This is a genomic window from Catonella morbi ATCC 51271, assembly GCF_000160035.2.
GTDB lineage: Bacteria > Bacillota > Clostridia > Lachnospirales > Lachnospiraceae > Catonella > Catonella morbi.
In genome coordinates this window covers 337,436-360,222 of record NZ_KI535368.1, presented here as the reverse complement: position 1 = coordinate 360,222, position 22,787 = coordinate 337,436, and the positions used below count along the sequence as shown (strand labels likewise).

The window sequence follows — 22,787 nt, the reverse complement described above, 5'->3', positions numbered from 1 at the left end:
ATTTCTACAGGTATGTTGAATTTGGTAGGTAAAGTTTTGATAGTTTTCATCCCCTATCGGGGTTTTCTTCTTATTTCTCAATGTATATTATCGAAGATATGTTGGAAGATATTGTTTTCATCCCCTATCGGGGTTTTCTTCTTATTTCTGTAATATGAAAGTTTTCTGCAGCCCTTAAAGACTGCGTTTTCATCCCCTATCGGGGTTTTCTTCTTATTTCTCGAAGAATCAAATTCGGCATATAAAACTGATACAGTTTTCATCCCCTATCGGGGTTTTCTTCTTATTTCTGATGGGAGATATTAGTAATAATGAAAAGAATGCATTGTTTTCATCCCCTATCGGGGTTTTCTTCTTATTTCTTAAATTTCAGTACTAGATTAAGTGCTAATGGTAAAAGTTTTCATCCCCTATCGGGGTTTTCTTCTTATTTCTCTGATACGACGTCGCAATGATACACTATACCTATGTTTTCATCCCCTATCGGGGTTTTCTTCTTATTTCTAAGAGGTAATATGTTTACTAATAACAATTTTGTAGGTTTTCATCCCCTATCGGGGTTTTCTTCTTATTTCTTGTGATAATATGCGATCTAGATTAAGTATGCATGTGTTTTCATCCCCTATCGGGGTTTTCTTCTTATTTCTAGAAGGAGATTGTATGAATAAAGCCATTTTATCAAGTTTTCATCCCCTATCGGGGTTTTCTTCTTATTTCTTTTAAGAAAGGAAACAAAAGACATGTTGAGAGTGTTTTCATCCCCTATCGGGGTTTTCTTCTTATTTCTTTTCACCCCCATGTATATAAAGCAATCAAGCGTATGTGTTTTCATCCCCTATCGGGGTTTTCTTCTTATTTCTGGACTGATAGTGTCGATTCTGACTCTGACAGTAAGTTTTCATCCCCTATCGGGGTTTTCTTCTTATTTCTGGACGGTTTGCCTATTTCGGTCAAAAACATAATAGTTTTCATCCCCTATCGGGGTTTTCTTCTTATTTCTATGACACGATGTTCACCGCAGGGTCTTTGGGGACAAGTTTTCATCCCCTATCGGGGTTTTCTTCTTATTTCTCCTACCCTTTGTAAGCTACTGTCTAAGCCACTTCTAAAAGCAGATTGCGTGTGAAATACATTTATCGCTTCTTTTTAATGATAACACATTGCAAAACAGTCTACAACCCTCTTGCAATGTGCATCGTGTTAAAACTAATCTACTATCCTACATAATCCCATCTGACAGAGATTTTCCAAATAATATGTACACTTCAAGGTATGTGGTGATACTCCCAACACTTCATCATCTTTATTAGCAGATGGTTTGCTTTTCTGAGTAAATACTTCATTTAAAATTTCACTTACAACCTTTGTTGCATTATCCTCATTAAATAAAGAATGTGTCACTGTCTTAGATACATAACCGCTGCCACCACCAAGATAAAAAGCATTCTTCTCCTCTATAATCTGAGGAAAGTTTTTGAACTTGGTAATATATTCATCTTTATAATTTTTATAAAACATATTTATATCAGCTTTTATATCTTCTAAGTCAAATTTCTTACCATACATATTTCTCACTATCTTACTATCTATGGTAAGCGGCACAGTAACTACCGTTCCCGGCTTTAGGCATTCTCTAAGTACATTCAAAGATTTTTTATTGCCTTTAGTTGAAAGGTCTATTTTCTGACAGATACAGAGTGAATTCTTATCAATAGAAAGGCTGTCACCTACTATTATTCCACGCATGATGTCATTCTGCATGTTTTCAAGTTTAACCCTCTCATCAGTAATTTGGCGATGAAAAACCTTTTCTTTTAGATGATTTTGAGGAACTGACATATATCTGGTCTTCCCTTTCATTCCCTCTTTTTTAACTTCAGCTCTACTTCTGTCAAATTCATTATATTTCTTTCTTATATAATTGGACTCCAGTATAGTCCTTATAGCCCCCTTAAGGCTGCTTCCCGGTATATACGGATTACCATAGGCATCTTTTATAAATGTCTGTATCTCATGTGTATTTTGGAGACTCAAATTACTGCTGCCCATATACTCACTATAAGTTATCCACTCAGAATATTTATCTTCTCCAATTCCTGCTCTCTCTAAGAATTGCTTTAATTCCACATTCATTTCCCTGTTTTTGTTATCTGCTGTAAAATATTTTTCATATTCTGAATATAAGCCATTATCAAGAATTCCTTTAAACAGCTTTTCCAAATCTAAAAATGATACAAGATTTTTAGACTTGTCATGTATATATTCTCTTTTTCCTACCGTATAACCACTGCCAATATAAACCGGTGTAAGGATTTTTATTTTTAGTTCATAATTTATTAAATAATCTTCCATCACTTCACCCCCATAATAAATGGTTTGGCATATCTGTAAACCAGATGAGTACCACCATTTGAGACATCTAAAATGCTTCCCTTAAATTCTTTCTCAAATACAAAGCCTGCTGCCATACAGTATTTATCCTTCTTTTTTCTAAGAGTTTCACTATAAGTTTCCGAAGAAACAAAGCCGCTTCTTTTTATAAGCAGATAATCAGCAGTCGATAGTACATCTTTAAGTTCATCATCACTAGGTAGTGAAATAGATAAAGACATATATTTTTTGTAAGCTGTATTATCCAGTCTTTTAACAAAGTTTTCAGTGGCAGGCACAACCTCCAGTTCAAACTTACCGTAACCGGCTGAAATCTTTCCCCCTACACCTGAGTACGAAAGTGATGTAAATATCTCTTTTACAAAGGCTTCCAGCTCATCATTATCAACTCCTACACATACATATAATCCACTTTTTTCACCATAAACAAAGGTATCAACTACATAGGGATTGGCATCCTCACCTATAATAATCTTGGCTTTACCAACCAGATTATGTCTTCCTATATTGTTAGAAAAGTATTCATTCTCTTGCTTAACATCAAGACTGCCCGAAAGATAATCATCCATTTTTTCTATGGATATGTATTCAAGCTTCTTTGCTGCTTTTTTTACAGTACGGTCGCTTTCTGTACTAATATCAAGCTCTAACATAGGCTTTGGAACATAGTATCTGTCTTCTATAAAAGGTAGACCATCTGTAAGTTTTATCTTATCATCTCTACAAGCCTCTACAAGCCTACTCAGCTTATTTTCGCCAAGTTTTAAGGCTTCCTTGCAAAGTGCCGAGAAAACAGTATCTGCATAAAGAGTATACTTTCCTCTTGTAAGTGCACCTGCTCCTATGTGCACACCTGTTAAAAATTTTAGTTTATAAAAACTATATTTCATTATTCATCACCCTTTAATATTTTAACTGCTTTTTCCAGTTTGTCATCAGCTATCTGTCCTGTTACACACTTAATTTCAAGTTTCTCAAACTTAATCTTTCCATAGCCTCTTGAACCATGTCCACCAATATAATCATATTCGATCAGTCTCATTCCGTCTTTTAAGGTCTTCATATCTTCTTCAAATTCTGCTTCATTCTCAAGGTTATAAATGATATTTAGCTTATATCTTGTTCCTCTTATAGCTCTTTCTATCTGCCTTGGATTTGCAATAGCCGTCAATCTGTTTATGGTATTTTCAAATTTTACCTCTGTTACTGACACTCCTATTTCCTTAAGCTCCTTAGCATTATCAAGCATTAAATCAGAGAATATCAGCCTACTGGCATATATTCTTCCTTTCTCATCCTTCTTTGAAGAACCAAAAAGTCTTTTAATCCTTACATCATCTTCATTACAATCCTTTACCATTCCGGTATTATATTGTCTGGCTAAAAGACTTCTAAGCTTTCCCTTAAGACTGCTGCCGGGTATTATCGGGTTATCTGACATCTTATCCCTAATTACAGGTGAATCTACAGCACCTATTGCTGAAAACTGGTCATTACCGCCTATATGTATACCTGTAACTGCTTCCACTATTCCTGATATTTCAATTTTTGCAAACATAATTCCCCTCCTATTTATCATTACCTTTAAATTTACGATATGCTACCAGAGCTTCTACATAGTGACAAAAATTAATAAGTTGTGACTTACTATCTTTAACTTCATCAAGTGCTGCTGTCAATTTTGACTCTTCTACAAATTCTTTAACTACCGCTTCTCTTCCTTCCTCATATATTATATGAAGCTTTAGATACTGCAACCTGCTTTTCATCTCTGTATCTAATTTCTCTTCTCTCAATCTGCTGGCATCACTATAAATCTCAGAAACCATAGATAATATTTTCCTGAGTTTGGTTGTTGTTATTTTAGGTGCATACAATTGTTTTCCTGTTCTTTTGTCTTTGCAGAGATTGTCAATAACCTTTTCTGCTTCCTTCAGATAGTTCTCATTTGTTAATATCATTCTTCTTCTCCTCTCACTAAATATGCATAAATATATATTGCCATTATCAACTGCCTGTTATCTTCATCATTCTGCATCCATTCATACAGTTTTTGTGAAAACTTGGCATATAATTTCTTTTCTTTCTCATCTGCCTCACTCTTAGGCTCCATTCTTGCCAAGGTATAAGCTAGTCTGGCAAGGTTTATCTTCTCTGATTTATTTCTAAGCAGCTCAAGAAGATTATAAAGGAAATTTTTTCCCCTCTCTGTAGTTGTTTCAAAAAATTCATTTATAAGCTTAAACTTTTCTTCCAAAACCTTGTCTATAAAATCATCCCAACCAAATGCAAATTCCCTGTCAAATAAGGTTACAGCATTCTTTCCATCTACATTTTTAGAGCAATCCTCAAGCCTTCCTACCTCATCTGCTATATAGGAAATCGGGTATTTATCCGGATATATGCCTATTCCTGCTGATATGGTAAGCTTGTCCTGTGTATATTTTTTAATTGCCCTATGTAAATCTACTGAAAATTCAATAATATCCTTCCAAGCACCTACTATGAACAAATCATCTCCACCTGAATATATGATAGAAGCCCCTCTATTTTTATCATTTCTATCAGATGTAAGAAAGTACTCACCATTTTTTAAAATATGGTTTATATGGTATTTGAAAAATAAGGATAATTTTCTGGAAAACGCTGCACTTCTTGAAAAGGTCTGCCTTTCTTCACTAAATCCTCCTACAAAAGCCTGTCCGAGATTATCAACATCTGCCCTTAACACACCCAGCCTTTTTATTCCAATTCCTTTATCTACGAGTCCACTTAAGGTCTTTTCACTGCTATAATCTCCTATCCAAAGCTTACCGGATTTAAATGGTTCGAAACTTCTGAGATTTTTACTAAATCTTCTTATCAGTACACCTTCACTTTGAAGTTTGCCTATCTCTTCATTTGTAGCTGTAGATAAATATTCATTTTCAAATATCTTCATAGAAGCTTCTGTTTCTTCACCTGTAATGCAGAAAACATCTTTATCCAATATTCCTTTAGACAATCTTATAAGTCCATTACAAACCCTGCAAACTCCATCAGAGTCTACCCTATCTGAACGATGGCAGATTCTACATTCTCTTGTATCATCCTTTACCGCTCTGTTATTCAAGGCTTGTATCTGCTCATAGCTGTACCTTTTTCTCTTTTTGCCGGACAAAGTATGAGATACATTGATAAACATTTTCTTATATGAGCCTGCAGGTTTATTCTGCAAGTTTAGTGGTGAGCAGGCTTCATACCCCATCGCCAGATATAAATCTATGTCAAAAGTTTCACAAAGCCATTTATTCATTCTCACTTCTATCTCATCTAAATATCTCTTTACATTATCAGTATTTGGCAGAATGAGATATGCATGTCCACCTCCTGAATATAAGAGGTTTGCCCTTGAAAGCTCCAAATCAGTCAAAATCTCGTCTATAAAATTTTCCAATAAAATTTCCAGATAAAAGCTTCTGGCTCTTAGATTTTTCAAAGCATCCTTAGTATCATACTGTTTGTATATGAACTGCTGAATACCCGAAAGATCCATACTTTGAAGCAAAAATATATTCTTATTTTCAAACTCCTCTTTGGAATTAATGAGTTCACTTTTATAATCTTTTATCCCTTTTTCTTCTAAATATTGATATATGCAGCTACTTATTGCTGTAGTTATCTTTATATGGTCATAAAGCGATATATCAGCTCTTTCTTCATTTAAGTATGAAGATGGAAAATGAGATAAATATATTTCAAAAGTTTCTAAAAGATAGTTCAAGTATTCTCTTTCGTAAACTATAGTCCCTATCTTCTTCTGTAAATCTTGCTTTATATTATCTAACTTGTCTGCAATATCCTCTGTACAGTTCTCCACCGGATAATTTATAGTACTATTCTTCGATATTATCTCAGGGTTATATACCTTGTTTTGATTATTTTCATTTAAGGTATTGAATATACTCTTTAGAGGTGTAAATTCTAACTTACCGCTTTCTTCCCTGCCTCTCTCTGCTGCAGTAGCAATTTTATCTGCAGCATATATGACATAGGCTATGCTATTCCCTGCCAGTTCTACATTCTCAAAGTCTTTTTCATGATGGCATTTTATTCCATTTTCTAATTCACTATCTTTAATATTAAATTTCTCTATTAAAGTTTTGTATGAAGTATCCGGAATAAATACTTTATTAATATCATGAAGCAGAGCTGCAAGTATTATTTTATTCTGTTTCTCTGACATCTGACTTTTTCTCCTTTCCCTTATTTATATTCACTTCTATTCCTCCCATACCCATTCCTGATTTTATTCCAACTCCTGAAAAAGCTCCAAATTTAAGCAATAGGTAAGCTAAATTGGCCATTTGCATAGGTCCGTTTACCTTAAATACAACTCTTCCTGTAAATGCAGGTATCTTATTTGAATTTACAAAAAAATTAGTGCTTCTTAAATTATAAGATACTATTTCTGCATTTTCTTCAAAATGTATTAATAGTTCTGCATCAAAAATTACATTCTGACTGGATGCGGCATCATATTTCATCATAAGGCTTTGGAATATCAGCTTTATATCCGGAAAAAACTGATATCTGTTATTCTGCTTAAAGGCAGTCGGTGTCAAAAATTTGACCTCAATATATCGACTATCATTCTTAAAGTAACATTCCTTAAATAATTCATCATAGGTTGTCGCAGAATATTCTTTATTTATTATATTCAAATCATCTTCCAGCTTATTGATATGAACAGTTTTTACATCATCTTCCAATAGTTTTTTTACAATAAATTTTTCTGCTTCTTCATCTAACACATTTACTATCCATCTTAGCCTCCCATCCGCAATCATCACAAACTGGCTATAAGGATGATATCCGGAACTATGCATTTTATCCGCAAAGCCTTCATCAATCAAATCCATAAGATAGCCCTGAAAAGCTGTAGATAAGCTGTAATTATAGGGTATCCCTTTATTATTTTCTAACTCAATAACTAATCTCCCCGGCATTATTTCCTCCAATTCTAAAGTTGCTATTTATATACTTCATAAGCCTCTAAATGGTCATTTTTGAATTTTTCCCTTAATTGTGGTGGCGATATAATCTCAGCCTCTTTGCCAAACTTAAAAAAATAGTATTCAATCTGTTTTAAGCTACAGTCAAAAACATAAATATTTTTTTCTTCAATTCTTACATATTTAGGTCTCAAGTGAAGAATTCTGTTATACAATTTTTGACCTTCTTCATTTAACCTGATTTTAATCTCATGAGACTCTCCCCTCATAAACTGCACACCTTTATTACGTATCTCTTTTTCAATATTTTCTATATCTGATTTAGTTAACACTGATTTTCCCTGCTGACAGTTAATACTATCAAAATCGATAATTCTATATGATACGCTTTTCATGCTCTCCCTATCATATCCCACTAAATAATAGTACAGCTTTTAATTATCCATAAGTAATTTATACGGTTTAATTTTCAAAGTTTCCCCAAAAACAAGCGTAGTTTTAATCAGTTTTTCGTCTTTAATTGCACTAGTTATTTGATTAAATTCTTCTCTATATATTATAGCTTCCCTATCTTTGTAGTTAAGTTCTGCATATTCTTCTATTAAGGCATTTACATAAGCTCCCAGTGTATTATCATAATATTTACTATCTATGACTGCCCCTTTAAAATACTTAGTATTACCATTATTTAACCTTATTTTAAATGAATTTCCTCTTTTATATTTTTTATTCTTAATACTATCAACATAGTCATTAACTAAAGCATCTATAATATTTTTATATTCTTTAATATTTATACCTCTATTGATAAGCTTTTCTTCTAAGTTAGCTCTGTATTCATCCGATGAATTAGAGATAGTTGATTTGGCTTTATCAATAAAATTCTCTAACATTCTATTGATAAAAGTTGATCTATTTTCTATGCTAAATGTTACCATATCAGTCTCAATTATGTAATTTGCAAAATCACTTAGATTAACACTTAATCTTTGATCATCATTTATAAAAAATGGCATAACCCCTCCTTTGTAATATATGCACAAAAAAATACCAGACAAACCACATTTTCTATTATATAATAAAATATAACAAAAAAACATAGCTATCTGATATTTTTATTTATTTCACCTTCACTCTTGCAACTGTCATTTTATCCGAAGATTCAGCAAGTCTTACATATTTTAATCCTACATTTGGACACCCTTTTTCATCTACTCCATATAAATTATATCCTGTTATCATTTCTACATGATAAATATTCTTATAAAGTCCGTTCTTTCTTCCGGAAACAAATACTTAGTAAAAAGTATCCTCCCCTTAGACGGGCTAAGGGGAGGAAATTTTTAGATATTATAATTAAGTTATAAATTAAAGCTGTGGACCTGCTGCAACAAGTGCCTTACCTGCATCATTGTTCTCATACTTGGCAAAGTTCTTTACAAATCTGCCTGCAAGATCTTTTGCTTTCTCTTCCCACTCAGAAGCATTAGCATAAGTATCTCTAGGATCGAGAATACCTGTATCAACGCCCGGAAGCTCTGTAGGAACTTCAAAATCAAAGTAAGGAATCTTCTTGGTAGGAGCCTTATTTACATCTCCGTTAAGGATGGCATCAATGATACCACGGGTATCCTTAATAGAAATTCTCTTTCCAGTTCCGTTCCAGCCTGTATTTACGAGGTAGGCCTTAGCTCCGCTCTTCTTCATCTTCTTAACAAGCTCTTCCGCATACTTTGTAGGGTGAAGCTCAAGGAAAGCCTGTCCGAAGCAAGCTGAGAAAGTAGGTGTAGGCTCTGTGATACCACGCTCTGTACCTGCAAGCTTAGCAGTAAATCCTGAAAGGAAGTAATACTGTGTCTGCTCCGGTGTAAGGATAGATACCGGAGGAAGTACTCCAAATGCATCAGCTGAAAGGAAGATAACGTTCTCTGCTGCAGGAGCTGCTGAAACAGGGCGTACAATCTTCTCAATATGGTTAATAGGATAAGATACACGGGTATTCTCTGTTGTGCTTCCATCCTTAAAATCAATCTTTCCGTTAGCATCTACAGTTACGTTCTCAAGAAGAGCATCTCTTCTGATTGCATTATAAATATCAGGCTCAGACTCTTTATCAAGGTTGATAACCTTAGCATAGCAGCCGCCCTCGAAGTTAAATACTCCGTTGTCATCCCAACCATGCTCATCATCGCCGATAAGAAGACGCTTAGGATCTGTTGAAAGTGTGGTCTTACCTGTTCCTGAAAGACCGAAGAAGATAGCTGTGTGCTTTCCGTCCATATCTGTATTTGCAGAGCAGTGCATAGAAGCCATTCCCTTAAGCGGAAGGTAGTAGTTCATCATAGAGAACATACCCTTCTTCATCTCTCCGCCGTACCAGGTATTAAGGATAACCTGCTCACGACTTGTAATATTAAATACTACCGCTGTTTCTGAGTTAAGTCCCAACTCCTTATAGTTCTCAACCTTAGCCTTAGAAGCATTGTAAACAACGAAATCAGGCTTGAAGTTCTCAAGCTCTTCTGCTGTTGGCTGAATGAACATATTTGTTACGAAATGAGCCTGCCAAGCAACCTCAACGATGAAACGAACTGCCATCCTTGTATCTTTATTAGCACCGCAGAATGCATCAACTACGAAAAGTCTCTTGCCCGAAAGCTCGTCCTGAGCAAGCTTCTTAACTACATCCCAAGCTTCCTTTGTGGCAGGATGGTTATCATTCTTGTACTCAGGTGTTGTCCACCAAACTGTATCCTTAGAATTCTCATCCATAACGATGAATTTATCCTGAGGTGAACGACCTGTATAAATACCTGTCATTACGTTAACAGCGCCAAGCTCTGTAACCTGTCCTTTTTCAAACCCTGTAAGGCTTTCCTTGGTCTCCTCTTTGAAAAGCTCATCATAAGAAGGGTTGTGTACGATTTCAGTTGTACCGGTAATGCCATACTGTGTTAAATCAATGTTCGCCATTCTGTTGTACCTCTTTCTTTCTTTAAATATATTGTACTGTTAGTTTAACCAAACATGAAAATTTTTTTAAAATTTTCCCTAGTGTGATTATACACTAAAAGACAAGAAAAATCATCAAGGTATTAATTATTATTTTTTACAAAATTATTATAAGTATTTCTGCTTTTATTGGTAATTATTTTCAGGTAATTTATTGTACCTTTAACCTGTTAAGAATCTTCTCATATATTTCATCAGCTTTTCCCGGATATGAATGCAGACTTTCAGCCTTTTTTTCAATACTTTCCGCTGTATTCTTATCCTTCATAAGCTTTGTATTTACCACTACGTTTAAATAAGCCGAACTTAAGGCCGAACCTGCAAGTTTGGCGCCAACTCCCACATCACTTACCACCAGCACACTTGTTTTATCTGAAAGTTCATCAAGAAGTTCTATCACCTCTTTTAGAGCTTCCATCATATTTAACGGAGGAGTTGCTGCACTTACAAGGGCTTTCTCAATTACTTCCTCGTCTTTAGGTTTTAATTTATAAGCCTTGCTTACCTCGCCAAAGCCCTTTGCATCCTCATCTATCAGCTCAAGCAAACGAAGTCTCAGCTCTTCCGCCCTTATTAAAATTTCTTCCAGCCTTGAGGTGTACTCTACATATTTTTCCTTACCTACTGTAAGGTTAGCCGCCATAGCTCCGAGAGAAACAGCAAGTGAACCAACCAGAGCTGTGGCTCCTCCGCCTCCCGGAACAGCATTTTTGCTAAAAAGCTCTTCTGAAAATTTATCAAGAGTTAAATCACGCATTTTTCTCTGCAATATCTCCTTTTTTCTTATATATACTATTTGGAGGCACTACTCCCCTTACCATGGAAAGCGGATATACATTGGAGTTTCTTCCAATCACTGTACCCGGATTAAGTACACTGTTACAACCTATTTCTGCATAGTCACCTAAAAATGCTCCTACCTTCTTAAGCCCTGTTTCCATACTTTCATTTTCAGACTTAATTACCACCTTAGTTTTATCCGACTTTACATTGCTTGTAATAGAGCCTGCCCCCATATGTGAATGATATCCAAGAATGGAATCTCCCACATAGTTATAATGCGGAACCTGTACATTATCAAAAATAATCACATTCTTAAGCTCTACGGAATTACCTACCACACAATCATTTCCGACTAAAGCGCTTCCCCTTATAAAGGCACAATGCCTTACTTCTGTATTTTCACCTATAATACAAGGTGCTCCCAAAAACGCAGTAGGAGCCACTTTGGCAGACTTCGCCACCCAGACATTCTCCCCTCTTTTTTCATAAACCGAGCTGTCAAGACTCTCACCTAAACTGATTATCAACTCGCTTATTCCTTGAAGTGCTTCAAAGGGATAAGTAAATTTACTTAAATAATCAACCGCAATAGTTTTGGTAGGGTCGAAAAGTTCCGTAATTTTAATACTTTCCATTTTTACTCCTTTATATTGACAAATTTAATTCTGACTTAATACTTTTTTTACTACATATGTAGAATATTTTGTTTTTATTTGCTGTGTTTTTTAACCGTTTCCAGCCTGCTTCCAAGCTCCCTGCTAAGGTCTTTATGTCTTATATTTTCTATATACTTCCTTACATAGGTATTGAGTGTTTCTTCGTATTTGGCAGTAGTTATCTCTCCTGCTTCAACTCCCGAAAGTCCTTTTTCCCAGCTTGCTGTCATCTCCGGGTTAAGCATGGCAGGAATAGCCATATCCGCAACCTCATATACCATTTCTCCGAACATCATAGGAGTAAGTATCTGCGTTTTCTTATTCAGGGCAAGGTAGCCTATTTTTACCAATTTCTCTATAATTCCCGCCCTTGTTGCAGATGTACCTATACCGGCTCCTTTTATGGTAGCACGCAGTTCCTCATCCTCTATCAACTGACCTGCATTTTCCATGGCAAGAATCATTGAACCTGAGGTATAGCGCTTAGGCGGAGTTGTCTTGCCTTCCTTGGTTTCAAGTTTATTAACCAAAAGAGAACTCCCCTTTGTAAGCGAAGAAAGCAGGTTTAACAAGGCTTCATTGTCGGAAACTTCATCTTCGCTATCCTCTTTATCCGAAGTTTCTTCCTTTTTTTCTTTTTCCTTAGAGGGCAAACCCGAAACCTCCAAATAACCTTTTTCCTTAAGTACCTTTACATAAGAATAAAACTCCTCTGTGAAATCGCCTTCCTTATGCTTAATTCCCGTCACAAGACTTACCTTATCATAGACAGCAGGTGGATAGAAAATGGCTAAAAATCTTCTGACTATTACATCATAGATTTTTTTATTCAAATCACTTTGCCCCGCAAGTGCATTTACATTGCCTGTCGGAATAATAGCATAGTGGTCGGTTACCTTTTTATCATCCACATACTGTGTCTTTTCAAGGCCTTTATAAAGCCCTTCATCCCTGATTTTAAGCACAAATTCACTTACGGGTTTATAAGCATAAAGACCGCTTAAGTTCTTAGTTATCTCCCCTGCCACAGCCTTGGTTATAACTCTGGCATCTGTTCTCGGATAAGTGGTAAGCTTACTTTCATACAGCCCCTGAACCGCTTTCAGGGTATCTTCGGGGCTTATATGGAAACGCTTGGTGCACTCCGCCTGAAGTTCAGCCAGGTTAAATAACAGAGGCGCTTTTTTCTTTTCACTGGTCTTATCCTTTTTAAGGACTACAGCGGTAGAAATATCCAGTTCACTAATCAGCTTTTCGGCATCTTCTTTTTTCTTAAATCCTTTTTCATTGTAAAGCAAAGGACTTTCAAAATATTTACTCGTCTTACCTGACTTCCATTCTCCTAAAAAGCTTGCTCCTTCTGCTCCAAAATTTCCTGATATTTTATAGAAATTTGTCTGAACGAAGTTTCTTATTTCCCTTTCTCTTCTTACTACCATTCCAAGCACGCAGGTCATAACCCTGCCTATGGCTATAGCGGAATATTTTTTAGTACCTGCCTTATTGTTTAACAAACCACCATACTTTACAGACAGGGCTCTGGAAAAATTAATTCCCATAGCATAATCCTCTATTCCGCGCATTATCCCTGCACCTGCCAGATTATCATAGGCTGAAATGGGCTTAGCTTCACGCATACCGCGTTTTATTTCATCTTCGGTAAAAGAGTCAATCCAGACTCTTCTTTCCTCAATTCCTGTTCTTACCCCACCAAAATTCCTGATAAGCCTTATTATAACCTCTCCTTCACGTCCGCTGTCGCCCGCGTAGAGGATGGTGTCCACTTCAGCAGAGTTCATCAGTCCGTGTACAATTTCATACTGTTCCTTAACACTTGGTATAACCGCATACTTATAGGTCTGTGGGAGAAACGGCAAGTCCTCCATCCGCCACTTTTTGTATTTTTCATCATACTTTTCGGGATAACTCATCTCTATCAAATGTCCCACACACCAGGTAATTATGTAGTCATTATTATTATAAGCTCCCTGTCCCCGCTTTGGCACTCCGAGTATGTCTGCATACTCTCTTGCCACTGACGGCTTCTCAGTTATAATCAACGTTTTTCCCATTATATTATATCCATTAACTCCCTTACATTGCTCACCGGCAACACCTTAAAAGGTAAATCCTTAGTATAATTTACCTTTGGTATGATAATAAGATTTTCTCCAAACTTGGCTATTTCTTCAAGTCTCAGCCTCGCAAGATTTACTCCTCTCACCTCACCGGTAAGTCCGACTTCACCAAAGGCTATAATCTTACCCTTGCTCTCCCTGTTCCTGTAGCTTGATATAAGAGCCGCTACTATAGCAAGGTCGAGAGCAGGCTCATTTATCTTAAGTCCACCGGCTACATTTACATAGGCATCACAGTTACCAAGATTCAGCCCCAGTCTTTTCTCAAGAACTGCTATTAAGATGTTCACCCTGTTATAATCAGCTCCTGCTGTAGTTCGCTTTGGAAAGTTAAAATTTGTCTGACAAACCAAAGCCTGAACTTCAACCAATATAGGCCTGCTGCCCTCCATAGTACAGGCAACTACTGAGCCGGGTGCATTCTCAGGCATCCCCTTAAGCATATATTCAGAAGGATTGGCTACTTCTCTGAGTCCGGTCTGTCCCATATCAAAGACGCCGACTTCATTGGTAGAGCCGAAACGATTTTTTGCTGCACGAAGTATCCTGTAGGAAGCCACATCTTCTCCTTCAAAATAAAGTACAGTATCCACCATATGCTCAAGAGTTCTTGGACCTGCTACAGTTCCCTCTTTGGTAACGTGACCTACAATGAAGATAGACACTCCAAGTCCTTTGGATATGCGGAGCAGGGTAGAGGTCACTTCCCTTACCTGTGATATACTTCCTGCCGCCGAATCAGCCTTGGAAGAATACATAGTCTGAATGGAATCGACTATTACCACCTCCGGCTTCTCCGACTCTATAGCTGCTTCAATCTTTTCTATATCCGTCTCACAAAAAAGGAGCATATCCGAAAATTTACCTCCAAGTCGTTCGCTTCTAAGGGCTATCTGCCTTTCAGATTCTTCTCCCGACACATAAAGTACGGAAATATTTTTATCAGCCAGCTTTGCGCACATCTGCAAAAGCAGGGTGGATTTTCCTATACCCGGATCACCGCCCACAAGAACAAGCGAGCCTTTTACAATTCCACCCCCCAATACTCTGTCAAGTTCCGAGATACCTGTGGTTACTCTCTCATCAGTTTCAAGTGATACATCCTTTATTTTAATCGGCAAAGAGGCAGCCACGCCTTGTTTCAGGCTGCTGCCTCCTTTCTTTACTGCCGGAGCTTCACAAAAAGCATTCCAAGCCTTACAAGCAGGGCATTGACCGAGCCATTTAGCCGACTCATAGCCACATTTCCCACAAAAAAATACTGATTTACTCTTTGCCATTACGCCTCTTTTACTACTACACGGGTTTCTCTGTCTTCTTTTGTTTCTACACTTATAGTAAGCTTTCCGCCAAGGTTTGTTTTCATCTTGCCTGCACTTACTCCGTCAACTTCTATTTCGTATTCTTTTTCTTCACCAAGTTCAAGGGTAATCTGCGCATCCGACTCTCCCTCAACGCTAAAACTCACTCCGTTTTCACTGCGCTTATAGTTAAAAACAGCAGTTCCCGGTACTGATTCATAGGCGAAAAGTCCGTTTCTCTCAAGCTTTGTGATTTCCTTAAAAGTTTTTATTTTATACACATCTCCCTCAAAGGAAAATCCTTCAAGCTTAGCCTTCCCCTCAAGCTTATAATTTCCAAAGTCAATTCCTTCTTCTGATTTACGGATTAATTCTTCTACGATTGCCATTTTAATCTCCTTTTATATGTATTTGTTTCAATTTTTATCAAGATGATGTAGTTATCAAAAGATAATAAATTCTTTTGCAGGCAAATCTCAATGAAATTTTTATACTTTTGACACTTGTATCTTAAGATAATTTTACATCAATTTTGCCATCTTTACAACCGATTTTAATTTCATTTCCTTCTTTAATATGTCCTAAGAGCACTTCTGTCGCAAGTAAATCCTCTACCTCGGTCTTTATTTTTCTTGCCAATGGTCTTGCACCGTAATTCGCCTCTTTATCAATATTTGCAAGATGCTTAACTGCCGTCTCCGTAAACTTAAGTTTAAGCCCCATCTGTTCCTTTGCCCTTGTAGCAAGCCCCTTAAGCATAATCTTAACTATTTTCTTAAGCTCATTTTCTGAAAGTGTGTGGAATACTATGGTTTCATCTATTCTGTTTAAGAACTCCGGCTTGAAGATTCTTTTAACTTCTTCCATCACCCCATCTTTCATAAGTTTATAATCGGCCTCTTTATTCTCTTCCGCCTTAAAACCAAGCTTCTTAGGTGTGATTATTCTCTGAGCCCCGGCATTTGATGTCATAATGATGATGGTATTCTTAAAGCTTACCATTCTTCCCTGAGAATCTGTTATTCTACCATCGTCTAACACCTGTAAAAGTATATTGAATACATCCGGATGTGCCTTTTCTATCTCATCAAAAAGGATGACAGAATAAGGGTTCTGCCTTACCTTTTCTGAAAGCTGTCCGCCCTCTTCATGTCCGACATAGCCCGGAGGTGAACCTATCATCTTAGAGACACTGTGCTTCTCCATGTATTCCGACATATCCACCCTTATCATAGAGTTTTCACTGCCAAACATAGCCTCTGCAAGTGCTTTACTAAGCTCTGTTTTTCCTACACCTGTAGGCCCCAGGAAAAGGAAGGAACCTATCGGTCTGTCTGCCACATTAAAGCCAACCCTGCCGCGCCTAATAGCTTTTGAAACTGCTACTACAGCCTCATCCTGACCAATCACACGTTCATGAAGAACGGCTTCAAGCTTGATAAGCCTGTCTGTTTCAGCCTGCTTAAGTTTATTTACAGGAATTTTGGTCCAATCTGCAACCACTCCCGCTATTTCATCATAGTCTACAACCAGAACTTTCTGCTGTTTTTTCTGTTCTTCCGATAATCTAAGCTCACTAAGCTTCTGTCTGAGCTTATTCTGCTCTTTCTTTAGATTGCTTGCTTTATCATAGGCTTCATTCTTTATAGCGTTTTCTTTTTCTGTCTCAAGCTCTGAAATTCTCTTCTCCAATTCCGCGCTTTGAGGCTTTGAATCAAATACCATAAGCCTTGCCTTGGAAGCCGCCTCATCCATAAGATCCACCGCCTTATCCGGCAGGTATCTGTCATTTATATATCTTGCAGAAAGCTTGACCGCAGCCTCTAAAGCCTCATCGGTAATTCTTACCTTGTGATGATCCTCATATTTTTCACGAAGTCCTTTTAAGATAAGAACAGACTCCTCTTCCGAAGGCTCCTCTATTACCACCGGTTGGAATCTCCTCTCAAGAGCGGCATCCTTTTCTATACGTTTTCTGTATTCTTCCCTTGTTGTGGCACCTATAACCTGAAGCTCTCCTCTAGCAAGGGACGGCTTTAATATATTGGATGCATCTAACGAACCTTCTGCTCCGCCTGCACCGATTATAGTATGCATTTCATCAATGAAAAGCAGTACATTCCCGCTTTTTATTACTTCATCAACAACTCTTTTTATTCTTTCTTCAAATTCACCTCTGTATTTAGAGCCTGCAACCATACCGGACATATCAAGGGTTACTACACGCTTACCTCTTATTACATCAGGCACTCTTTCTTCTACTATTCTCTGTGCAAGACCCTCAGCTATAGCTGTCTTTCCGACTCCCGGCTCACCTATGATGCAAGGATTATTTTTTGTCCTCCTGCTAAGAATCTGAATTACTCTCTGTATCTCAGCCTCTCTTCCTATAACAGGATCAAGTTTTCCTTCTCTTGCATACTCCGTAAGATTTCTTGAGTACTGGTCAAGGGTAGGAGTTTTGGATTTATTGTTATTTCCTGAATTTCTAAAGTTGGCATAATCATTTCTTGCTTGAGATATGTCAAGTCCGAGAGCCGTAAGTATGTCTATGTATACCTTCTGCAAGTTCACTCCTATGGTATTTAGAAGCTTGACAGCAATACTGTCTCCCTCCTTTAGCATAGCTATAAGAATATGCTCTGTACCAATCTTTCCTGAATTCAGTCTGTAAGCTTCTGTCGCAGCTAAAGAGATAATTCTCTTTGCTCTCGGAGTCATGGCTTCTGTAGAACCTACTGCTACATTGCCCGGAGTAAGCAGCTTATTGACAAGTTCCATAAATCTGTCATAAGAAACTCCGTTTTCCTCCAATACCCTCTTTGCAACTCCGTCCACCGACAAAAGCCCTATTAAAAGATGCTCCGATCCCACATAATTTTGTGACAGGGATATTGCCGCAGAGTTAGCCGCTTCTATTGCGCTTACTGCATTATCTGTAAATTTATCCTGCATTTTACCTCCATGAGGCATTAGTCCTCATCTTCATCATTTCTGTTATTCTTTGTATAAAGTACTATTCCTAAAACAAGCATAATACCTAAAACAATTACAGCGCCTATTATAACATATAAGACTGTCTGTTTACTATCCTTTATATTATTTTCTGTCTGAGATTCTTCTTTAGGAGGATCGGGCACATACTCCGGTATCTCCGATACAGCAGATTCACCGGCTGTTTTAGATGAAATCTCATCTCCTTCTTTCACACTTGCTCCTGTCACTCCATTATTCTCTTTTTCTGACATAGCCGCTTTAATAATTGTTATTGTATAGGTTGTTGTACTTCCATCCTCTGCCGTAACTATAATACTTCTTTTATTCTCTCCCTCTTGTAGCTTATCTCCATCACTAGAGCGATAACTATAGCTCGAATTCCCATCAGACGGTTCTATTCCTATGGTAATATTTTCTACATCAGAACCTACATTTACCGTATAATCAAGTATACTTTTTGAAAATGACGGAACAAGCTTTCCTCCTGCTATTTTGATATTTGCAAGCGAACTGTCTGATGAAGCATCTCTCTTGCTTTTTATACGCATTTCCAAATCTCTTGATGCTACTGACATTTCATTATCTGTATCTACCGCATATAAATGTACTTCATCTGAAAAATTCATTGTAAAGCTTCCTACTTTCCGTGCCAAAAACTTCATTTTATATTTAAGTTTTCCCTCCAAGTCCTCAAAGTTCTTTATATTCACCCTCAAAAGCCCCTTCCCTCCTGCTATACCATCATCCGCAGAGAGAAATTCAGCCATATCCGCATCGTAGGAAATATAAGTTTCTATACCGCTCAGAGTTTCTTCTGAATCTACTTCCATTGTCACATCAAATTTATCACCGACAATTACAGCTCCGTCACTTTTAAGCTCAACATTGGCGCTTGAAGCAAAAGTCTTTTCTCCGTTCAGAAAAAATACAGATACAAAAATTAATATCCACAATATATTTTTTCTCATATCCTCATCCCTCCTTTGCCACAAGAATTTTGTACACCCTTACAGTCCCATCTTCTGCAGTTACTTCTATATTGACTTCATTAACTGCATTCGGAGCAAGTCTGACCTGCCCCAGTCCCTTTACCGTTGCCCTTCTGTTGGCTGTTTTTCCCGTAAATTCTATAACATCCACATCTTTCCCTACTACTATACTGTAACCCTCGGTAGTATCAGGTCTGAAATTTGGTGTTATGGAATAACCTGTAGCCTGTAAACTTGTCAGCCAGTTATTTGGACTTGGTATATCAACCGGTCTTTCGCTTATCTCAGCAGGCATATTTATAAATACAGGAATTGAAAATACCAAAGGCTCATCTTTTAGCTCTGCATAAGCCTTCTTTGTAAGCAGAGACTCGGAACTCGGTGAAAATATGGCTGACATGTATTGATGAGAAAATGTATTTTTCTCTGTAAAATTAAATTTCTCCAAATAAGGAGTATTTTGTCCCCTCATAATGTAATTATGACCTATATAAGCAGCCCCCCCAAGTATTGCATTGTACCTGTTGCTCCAGGGAATTTTGATAAAATCATTAAAACTCTTATTCCCTATTATTGCCTTAGATGAGCTGCCATTTGCAGCAAATTTTAGTCCGCTTGCAACAGCTCCTCCGGGAGCGGTATTATTATAGGCCCCTATATTGTAAAAATTATAATATCCCTCATATCCCGGTACTGTACCGGTTACACTTGTTGAAAATCTTCCTGCACCTGCAACCTCCTGCTTCACCCTGCTCGCAAGATGATAAGGGCTAACACCGGAATATACTCCTGCAAGCAAAAAAGTTTCTGCATAACTTAAGCTTTTTGTTGTTCCGTCACCTGATATATAATCAAAAACCGTATCCTTCATAGGCGGTCCCGAAAGTATGGCTGATATACCTTTCTCAGTATGGTGTTCGGGCTTATACGTAAGCAATTCAAACTGATATATATAGTCCTCATTTAAGAAGTTTCTCGGATCCATATAATACCTTACAGCCTTGTTTGAAGCTGTAACCCAGGTACTGCCGTCATAGGCTATGAAGGCATCATTTGCCCAGTCATAAGCCTTATCCTCCATTGACTTCCATGCATAATTGCTTGAATTCTGTAAAAGATTAAGTCCAACCACGCTTTCTCCGGCTACCGCATATTCCCAGTCAAGTCCCAAATGTTTTGCTTCAAAATGCCAATAAGGATGAGCTTTATGAAGTTCTCTTAAAAACGGCTTATAATCCTCAGGGAAACCCTGAGCAGTTAATGACTTCTCAAACTGCTTCTCGCTTAGTTTCTTTTTATTACTAGAGCCTGTAGAATCATCTACAGGCTCTCCGCTTAGTTTAATAAATTTTTCCGGTATAAATCCGGCTCCGATTACTTGTTTGCCGGTACTGTCATTTACTATGTAAGTAATCAAATACCATTTTTCATTTCCGACTGTGTACTGCTTTCTGGCTATTACTTCCTGGTTCATGTTAAGTTTATAAGAAATTCCGGTTTCGCTTTCCTTTAAGATGTCTGCCTTATAGTCTGCCTCATTGTAAAGTTCAACCTTATCCGAAGTTATATACGCCCTTTGTGGGGCAAACTGACCACTGTTATTTGTTCCTCCCTGATCATTTCCGTTACCGCCTTCTCCGCCATCCGTATCATCGGTGTTATCATCCGAATTATCTGTATCATCTGAATTATCTCCGTCTGACGTATCCTTGGCAACACCCACGAATTTTACCTGATTTGCTACAAGGTATCCGGTTACGGTCTTTCCGTTCAAAGAGAAGCTTACCTTATAATATTTTACATCACTTAAGGTAATTTCATAAAATGCACTTACTATGGTACCTTTTTTAAGTACAACCTTCCTGCCTTTACTGTCCTTAAGCTCATTTCCTTTTGATGTAGCCTTTGACTTTATAACAGCGCCCTTATTGGCTATAACCTTTGCATAGGCCGGAGTCTGTTTATTGACGGAAAGCTTGACAAAACTGCTGAGCACATAACCTTTAACAGTCTTTCCGTTAATCTTGGTATTTATTTTATACCATCTTATCTTCTTAGCGTCATTTTTCTCACCGGTTACATTGAGTATCTGACCGTTTGGCAGAACCACACCTGCATTATCAAGCTTATACTGAGGCTTATCCGTGCCTGCACCTGTTCTGACCCTGAGTCCTTTAGTCTTTACCTCACCCTTATACGTATAACTTGAGGTTTCTTTTATCTTAGTTACCGAACCGGTATTATCTCCGGTATCCTTTGCATTTCCGGCTTTTCCTATCTTTCCGGTCTTTCCCGCCTTTCCTTTATTTTCGGCATTTCCGGAATTTACAGTTTTATTTTCAAGTTTTACAAAATCACTTCTTACAAAGCCTGTTACATTTTTCCCACTGAAATTAAAACTTATCTTATACCATGTTACACCATCTTTATCTTTCTTCTCGCCTTTAACATCGGCCTTCCCGTCTAAAAGAAGATAAACATTTACACCATCAGAAGTAAGCTGTGCAAATTCAGTTCCCGCATCAGTTCTTACCTTAAGTTTATCAACAGTACATACTGCAACCTTCTTTGTGGCAGCATACACAGTTGTTATGTTACCTAAACCTGTAGCAATATATGGTGCACTACTGCAAAAAGCACCTATTACAAATACCGACAATATACCTTTAACTAAACTTTTTTTAAACATAAGCTCTCCAATATCTATGTAATTTATTAACATCATTCTTTATACAGACTACTCTACAAAGGTGGCAAAAAAAAGTCAAGATGTTTACAAAATTTTCACATAGTTTAAAAATATTATAAGCACATAACCAAATTCATTATGTGCTTATACTTTCTACGTACTATTCAGTTTAAGAAGCCTTCTTTCTTAAGCACCGGTCTTAATGCAATATAGAGAATAGTTGCAAATATCACCGAAGCCACTGCATTTACCGAAGTAGTAAGTGCTGCAATCTTTGCAAAGGCTGCGGATATTTCCTGAGGTATACCAAGAACATATTGTTTATAGAGATAGCCCACCAGAGGATCTGCAACAATATTGAAAGCAAGACCACAGGCTGCAGATAAAACCGTTGCCATTAAAAGCTTTTTCTTTTCGGTAATCTCATTTATCTTAAATACAGCATGTGCCATAAATCCTACAATAAGACCTATTAGAAGCTTTAAGATAAATGTCTTGGGTGCGCTTGTGGCATAGCCGCTGGTTAAGTCCGCTATTGTAAGACCTACCGCTCCTGCTGCTCCGCCCATAGCTCCTCCGATAAATAAAGCTCCGAGGGCTACAAAGGTATTGCCCAGGTGAAATGCCGTTTTCTCAGTTCCTACCGGTATATCAAATCTGAACACCTGAAAGCCTATATAAGATAAGGCTGCAAACAAAGCTGCCAGCGCAAGCTTTTTTACATTCTCACCGGAAACTCCGGTTCTTACCAACTCTTTTTCCGTTTTACTCATACCAAAACTCCTTTCATACCTCATAGTATTTTAACTCTTCAGTAATTATATAATAAAGGTTTTT

At 37.3% G+C, this 22,787-nt stretch carries 19 protein-coding genes and 1 CRISPR repeat array (1 of these 20 cut by a window edge); all 19 genes read right to left on the bottom strand.

Annotated elements, in window-relative coordinates; translation table 11 throughout:
- A CRISPR array of direct repeats spans positions 1 to 1,072; the repeat unit is 36 nt; unit sequence GTTTTCATCCCCTATCGGGGTTTTCTTCTTATTTCT; it reaches 2,021 nt to the left of the window's first position.
- A 134-nt stretch (positions 1,073 to 1,206) separates the two neighbouring features.
- A complete protein-coding gene (csm5, locus tag GCWU000282_RS08665; RefSeq protein WP_023354706.1) occupies positions 1,207 to 2,352 on the bottom strand; it encodes a type III-A CRISPR-associated RAMP protein Csm5 in 1,146 nt (381 codons plus the stop codon).
- A complete protein-coding gene (csm4, locus tag GCWU000282_RS08660; RefSeq protein ID WP_023354705.1) occupies positions 2,352 to 3,281 on the bottom strand; it encodes a type III-A CRISPR-associated RAMP protein Csm4 in 930 nt (309 codons plus the stop codon). The genes csm5 and csm4 overlap by 1 nt, the downstream gene beginning before the upstream one ends.
- Positions 3,281 to 3,949, bottom strand: a complete 669-nt coding sequence (gene csm3, locus GCWU000282_RS08655) for a type III-A CRISPR-associated RAMP protein Csm3 (protein ID WP_035040114.1) — start codon at positions 3,947 to 3,949, stop codon at positions 3,281 to 3,283. The genes csm4 and csm3 overlap by 1 nt, the downstream gene beginning before the upstream one ends.
- A gap of 10 nt (positions 3,950 to 3,959) precedes the next feature.
- On the bottom strand, positions 3,960 to 4,352 hold the full coding sequence (csm2, locus tag GCWU000282_RS08650; protein WP_023354703.1) for a type III-A CRISPR-associated protein Csm2: 393 nt from the start codon (positions 4,350 to 4,352) through the stop codon (positions 3,960 to 3,962).
- Positions 4,349 to 6,616 (bottom strand): type III-A CRISPR-associated protein Cas10/Csm1, encoded by a 2,268-nt coding sequence (gene cas10 / locus GCWU000282_RS08645; RefSeq protein ID WP_023354702.1) that lies wholly within the window; start codon positions 6,614 to 6,616, stop codon positions 4,349 to 4,351. The genes csm2 and cas10 overlap by 4 nt, the downstream gene beginning before the upstream one ends.
- A complete protein-coding gene (cas6, locus tag GCWU000282_RS15940; RefSeq protein WP_023354701.1) occupies positions 6,597 to 7,379 on the bottom strand; it encodes a CRISPR-associated endoribonuclease Cas6 in 783 nt (260 codons plus the stop codon). Before cas6 ends, cas10 begins: the two co-directional genes overlap by 20 nt.
- A 23-nt stretch (positions 7,380 to 7,402) precedes the next feature.
- Complete coding sequence (locus GCWU000282_RS08635; protein ID WP_456297519.1) at positions 7,403 to 7,717, bottom strand: hypothetical protein; 315 nt, start codon at positions 7,715 to 7,717, stop codon at positions 7,403 to 7,405.
- 102 nt (positions 7,718 to 7,819) lie between these two features.
- Positions 7,820 to 8,401, bottom strand: a complete 582-nt coding sequence (locus GCWU000282_RS08630; protein WP_023354699.1) for a hypothetical protein — start codon at positions 8,399 to 8,401, stop codon at positions 7,820 to 7,822.
- Between the two features lie 103 nt (positions 8,402 to 8,504).
- The gene (locus GCWU000282_RS17265; protein ID WP_023354698.1) at positions 8,505 to 8,627 is read right to left on the bottom strand and encodes a hypothetical protein; all 123 of its coding nucleotides are present in this window, start codon (positions 8,625 to 8,627) and stop codon (positions 8,505 to 8,507) included.
- Between the two features lie 126 nt (positions 8,628 to 8,753).
- Complete coding sequence (pckA, locus tag GCWU000282_RS08625) at positions 8,754 to 10,358, bottom strand: phosphoenolpyruvate carboxykinase (ATP) (protein ID WP_023354697.1); 1,605 nt, start codon at positions 10,356 to 10,358, stop codon at positions 8,754 to 8,756.
- Positions 10,359 to 10,548: 190 nt separating this feature from the next.
- The gene (locus GCWU000282_RS08620; protein WP_023354696.1) at positions 10,549 to 11,154 is read right to left on the bottom strand and encodes a cyclodeaminase/cyclohydrolase family protein; all 606 of its coding nucleotides are present in this window, start codon (positions 11,152 to 11,154) and stop codon (positions 10,549 to 10,551) included.
- Positions 11,147 to 11,815, bottom strand: a complete 669-nt coding sequence (locus tag GCWU000282_RS08615) for an acyltransferase (RefSeq protein WP_023354695.1) — start codon at positions 11,813 to 11,815, stop codon at positions 11,147 to 11,149. Before GCWU000282_RS08615 ends, GCWU000282_RS08620 begins: the two co-directional genes overlap by 8 nt.
- A gap of 74 nt (positions 11,816 to 11,889) precedes the next feature.
- Positions 11,890 to 13,908 carry a DNA topoisomerase gene (locus GCWU000282_RS08610; protein WP_023354694.1) on the bottom strand — a complete coding sequence of 673 codons (2,019 nt, stop codon included), beginning with the start codon at positions 13,906 to 13,908 and terminating at the stop codon, positions 11,890 to 11,892.
- Positions 13,908 to 15,254, bottom strand: coding sequence for a DNA repair protein RadA (gene radA, locus GCWU000282_RS08605; RefSeq protein ID WP_023354693.1), 1,347 nt, complete (start codon positions 15,252 to 15,254; stop codon positions 13,908 to 13,910). Before radA ends, GCWU000282_RS08610 begins: the two co-directional genes overlap by 1 nt.
- The gene (locus tag GCWU000282_RS08600) at positions 15,254 to 15,664 is read right to left on the bottom strand and encodes a hypothetical protein (protein WP_023354692.1); all 411 of its coding nucleotides are present in this window, start codon (positions 15,662 to 15,664) and stop codon (positions 15,254 to 15,256) included. Before GCWU000282_RS08600 ends, radA begins: the two co-directional genes overlap by 1 nt.
- Positions 15,665 to 15,785: 121 nt before the next feature.
- On the bottom strand, positions 15,786 to 18,230 hold the full coding sequence (locus GCWU000282_RS08595) for an ATP-dependent Clp protease ATP-binding subunit (RefSeq protein WP_035040381.1): 2,445 nt from the start codon (positions 18,228 to 18,230) through the stop codon (positions 15,786 to 15,788).
- A gap of 17 nt (positions 18,231 to 18,247) precedes the next feature.
- Positions 18,248 to 19,240, bottom strand: coding sequence for a cadherin-like beta sandwich domain-containing protein (locus tag GCWU000282_RS08590; RefSeq protein WP_023354690.1), 993 nt, complete (start codon positions 19,238 to 19,240; stop codon positions 18,248 to 18,250).
- A gap of 4 nt (positions 19,241 to 19,244) precedes the next feature.
- Entirely contained in the window at positions 19,245 to 21,950 is a 2,706-nt protein-coding gene (locus tag GCWU000282_RS15935; protein ID WP_051384164.1) for a cadherin-like beta sandwich domain-containing protein, read from the bottom strand.
- Positions 21,951 to 22,114: 164 nt separating this feature from the next.
- Positions 22,115 to 22,723 (bottom strand): ECF transporter S component, encoded by a 609-nt coding sequence (locus tag GCWU000282_RS08580; RefSeq protein ID WP_051384163.1) that lies wholly within the window; start codon positions 22,721 to 22,723, stop codon positions 22,115 to 22,117.
- Positions 22,724 to 22,787: the final 64 nt, after the last annotated feature.

Excerpts from the sequence above, each read along its gene's own strand:
- csm5 (WP_023354706.1), bottom strand. The coding sequence starts at position 2,352 with ATGGAAGATTATTTAATAAATTATGAACTAAAAATAAAAATCCTTACA.
- csm4 (WP_023354705.1), bottom strand. The coding sequence starts at position 3,281 with ATGAAATATAGTTTTTATAAACTAAAATTTTTAACAGGTGTGCACATA.
- csm3 (WP_035040114.1), bottom strand. The coding sequence starts at position 3,949 with ATGTTTGCAAAAATTGAAATATCAGGAATAGTGGAAGCAGTTACAGGT.
- csm2 (WP_023354703.1), bottom strand. The coding sequence starts at position 4,352 with ATGATATTAACAAATGAGAACTATCTGAAGGAAGCAGAAAAGGTTATT.
- cas10 (WP_023354702.1), bottom strand. The coding sequence starts at position 6,616 with ATGTCAGAGAAACAGAATAAAATAATACTTGCAGCTCTGCTTCATGAT.
- cas6 (WP_023354701.1), bottom strand. The coding sequence starts at position 7,379 with ATGCCGGGGAGATTAGTTATTGAGTTAGAAAATAATAAAGGGATACCC.
- GCWU000282_RS08630 (WP_023354699.1), bottom strand. The coding sequence starts at position 8,401 with ATGCCATTTTTTATAAATGATGATCAAAGATTAAGTGTTAATCTAAGT.
- GCWU000282_RS17265 (WP_023354698.1), bottom strand. The coding sequence starts at position 8,627 with ATGATAACAGGATATAATTTATATGGAGTAGATGAAAAAGGGTGTCCA.
- pckA (WP_023354697.1), bottom strand. The coding sequence starts at position 10,358 with ATGGCGAACATTGATTTAACACAGTATGGCATTACCGGTACAACTGAA.
- GCWU000282_RS08620 (WP_023354696.1), bottom strand. The coding sequence starts at position 11,154 with ATGCGTGATTTAACTCTTGATAAATTTTCAGAAGAGCTTTTTAGCAAA.
- GCWU000282_RS08615 (WP_023354695.1), bottom strand. The coding sequence starts at position 11,815 with ATGGAAAGTATTAAAATTACGGAACTTTTCGACCCTACCAAAACTATT.
- GCWU000282_RS08610 (WP_023354694.1), bottom strand. The coding sequence starts at position 13,908 with ATGGGAAAAACGTTGATTATAACTGAGAAGCCGTCAGTGGCAAGAGAG.
- radA (WP_023354693.1), bottom strand. The coding sequence starts at position 15,254 with ATGGCAAAGAGTAAATCAGTATTTTTTTGTGGGAAATGTGGCTATGAG.
- GCWU000282_RS08600 (WP_023354692.1), bottom strand. The coding sequence starts at position 15,664 with ATGGCAATCGTAGAAGAATTAATCCGTAAATCAGAAGAAGGAATTGAC.
- GCWU000282_RS08595 (WP_035040381.1), bottom strand. The coding sequence starts at position 18,230 with ATGCAGGATAAATTTACAGATAATGCAGTAAGCGCAATAGAAGCGGCT.
- GCWU000282_RS08590 (WP_023354690.1), bottom strand. The coding sequence starts at position 19,240 with ATGAGAAAAAATATATTGTGGATATTAATTTTTGTATCTGTATTTTTT.
- GCWU000282_RS15935 (WP_051384164.1), bottom strand. The coding sequence starts at position 21,950 with ATGTTTAAAAAAAGTTTAGTTAAAGGTATATTGTCGGTATTTGTAATA.
- GCWU000282_RS08580 (WP_051384163.1), bottom strand. The coding sequence starts at position 22,723 with ATGAGTAAAACGGAAAAAGAGTTGGTAAGAACCGGAGTTTCCGGTGAG.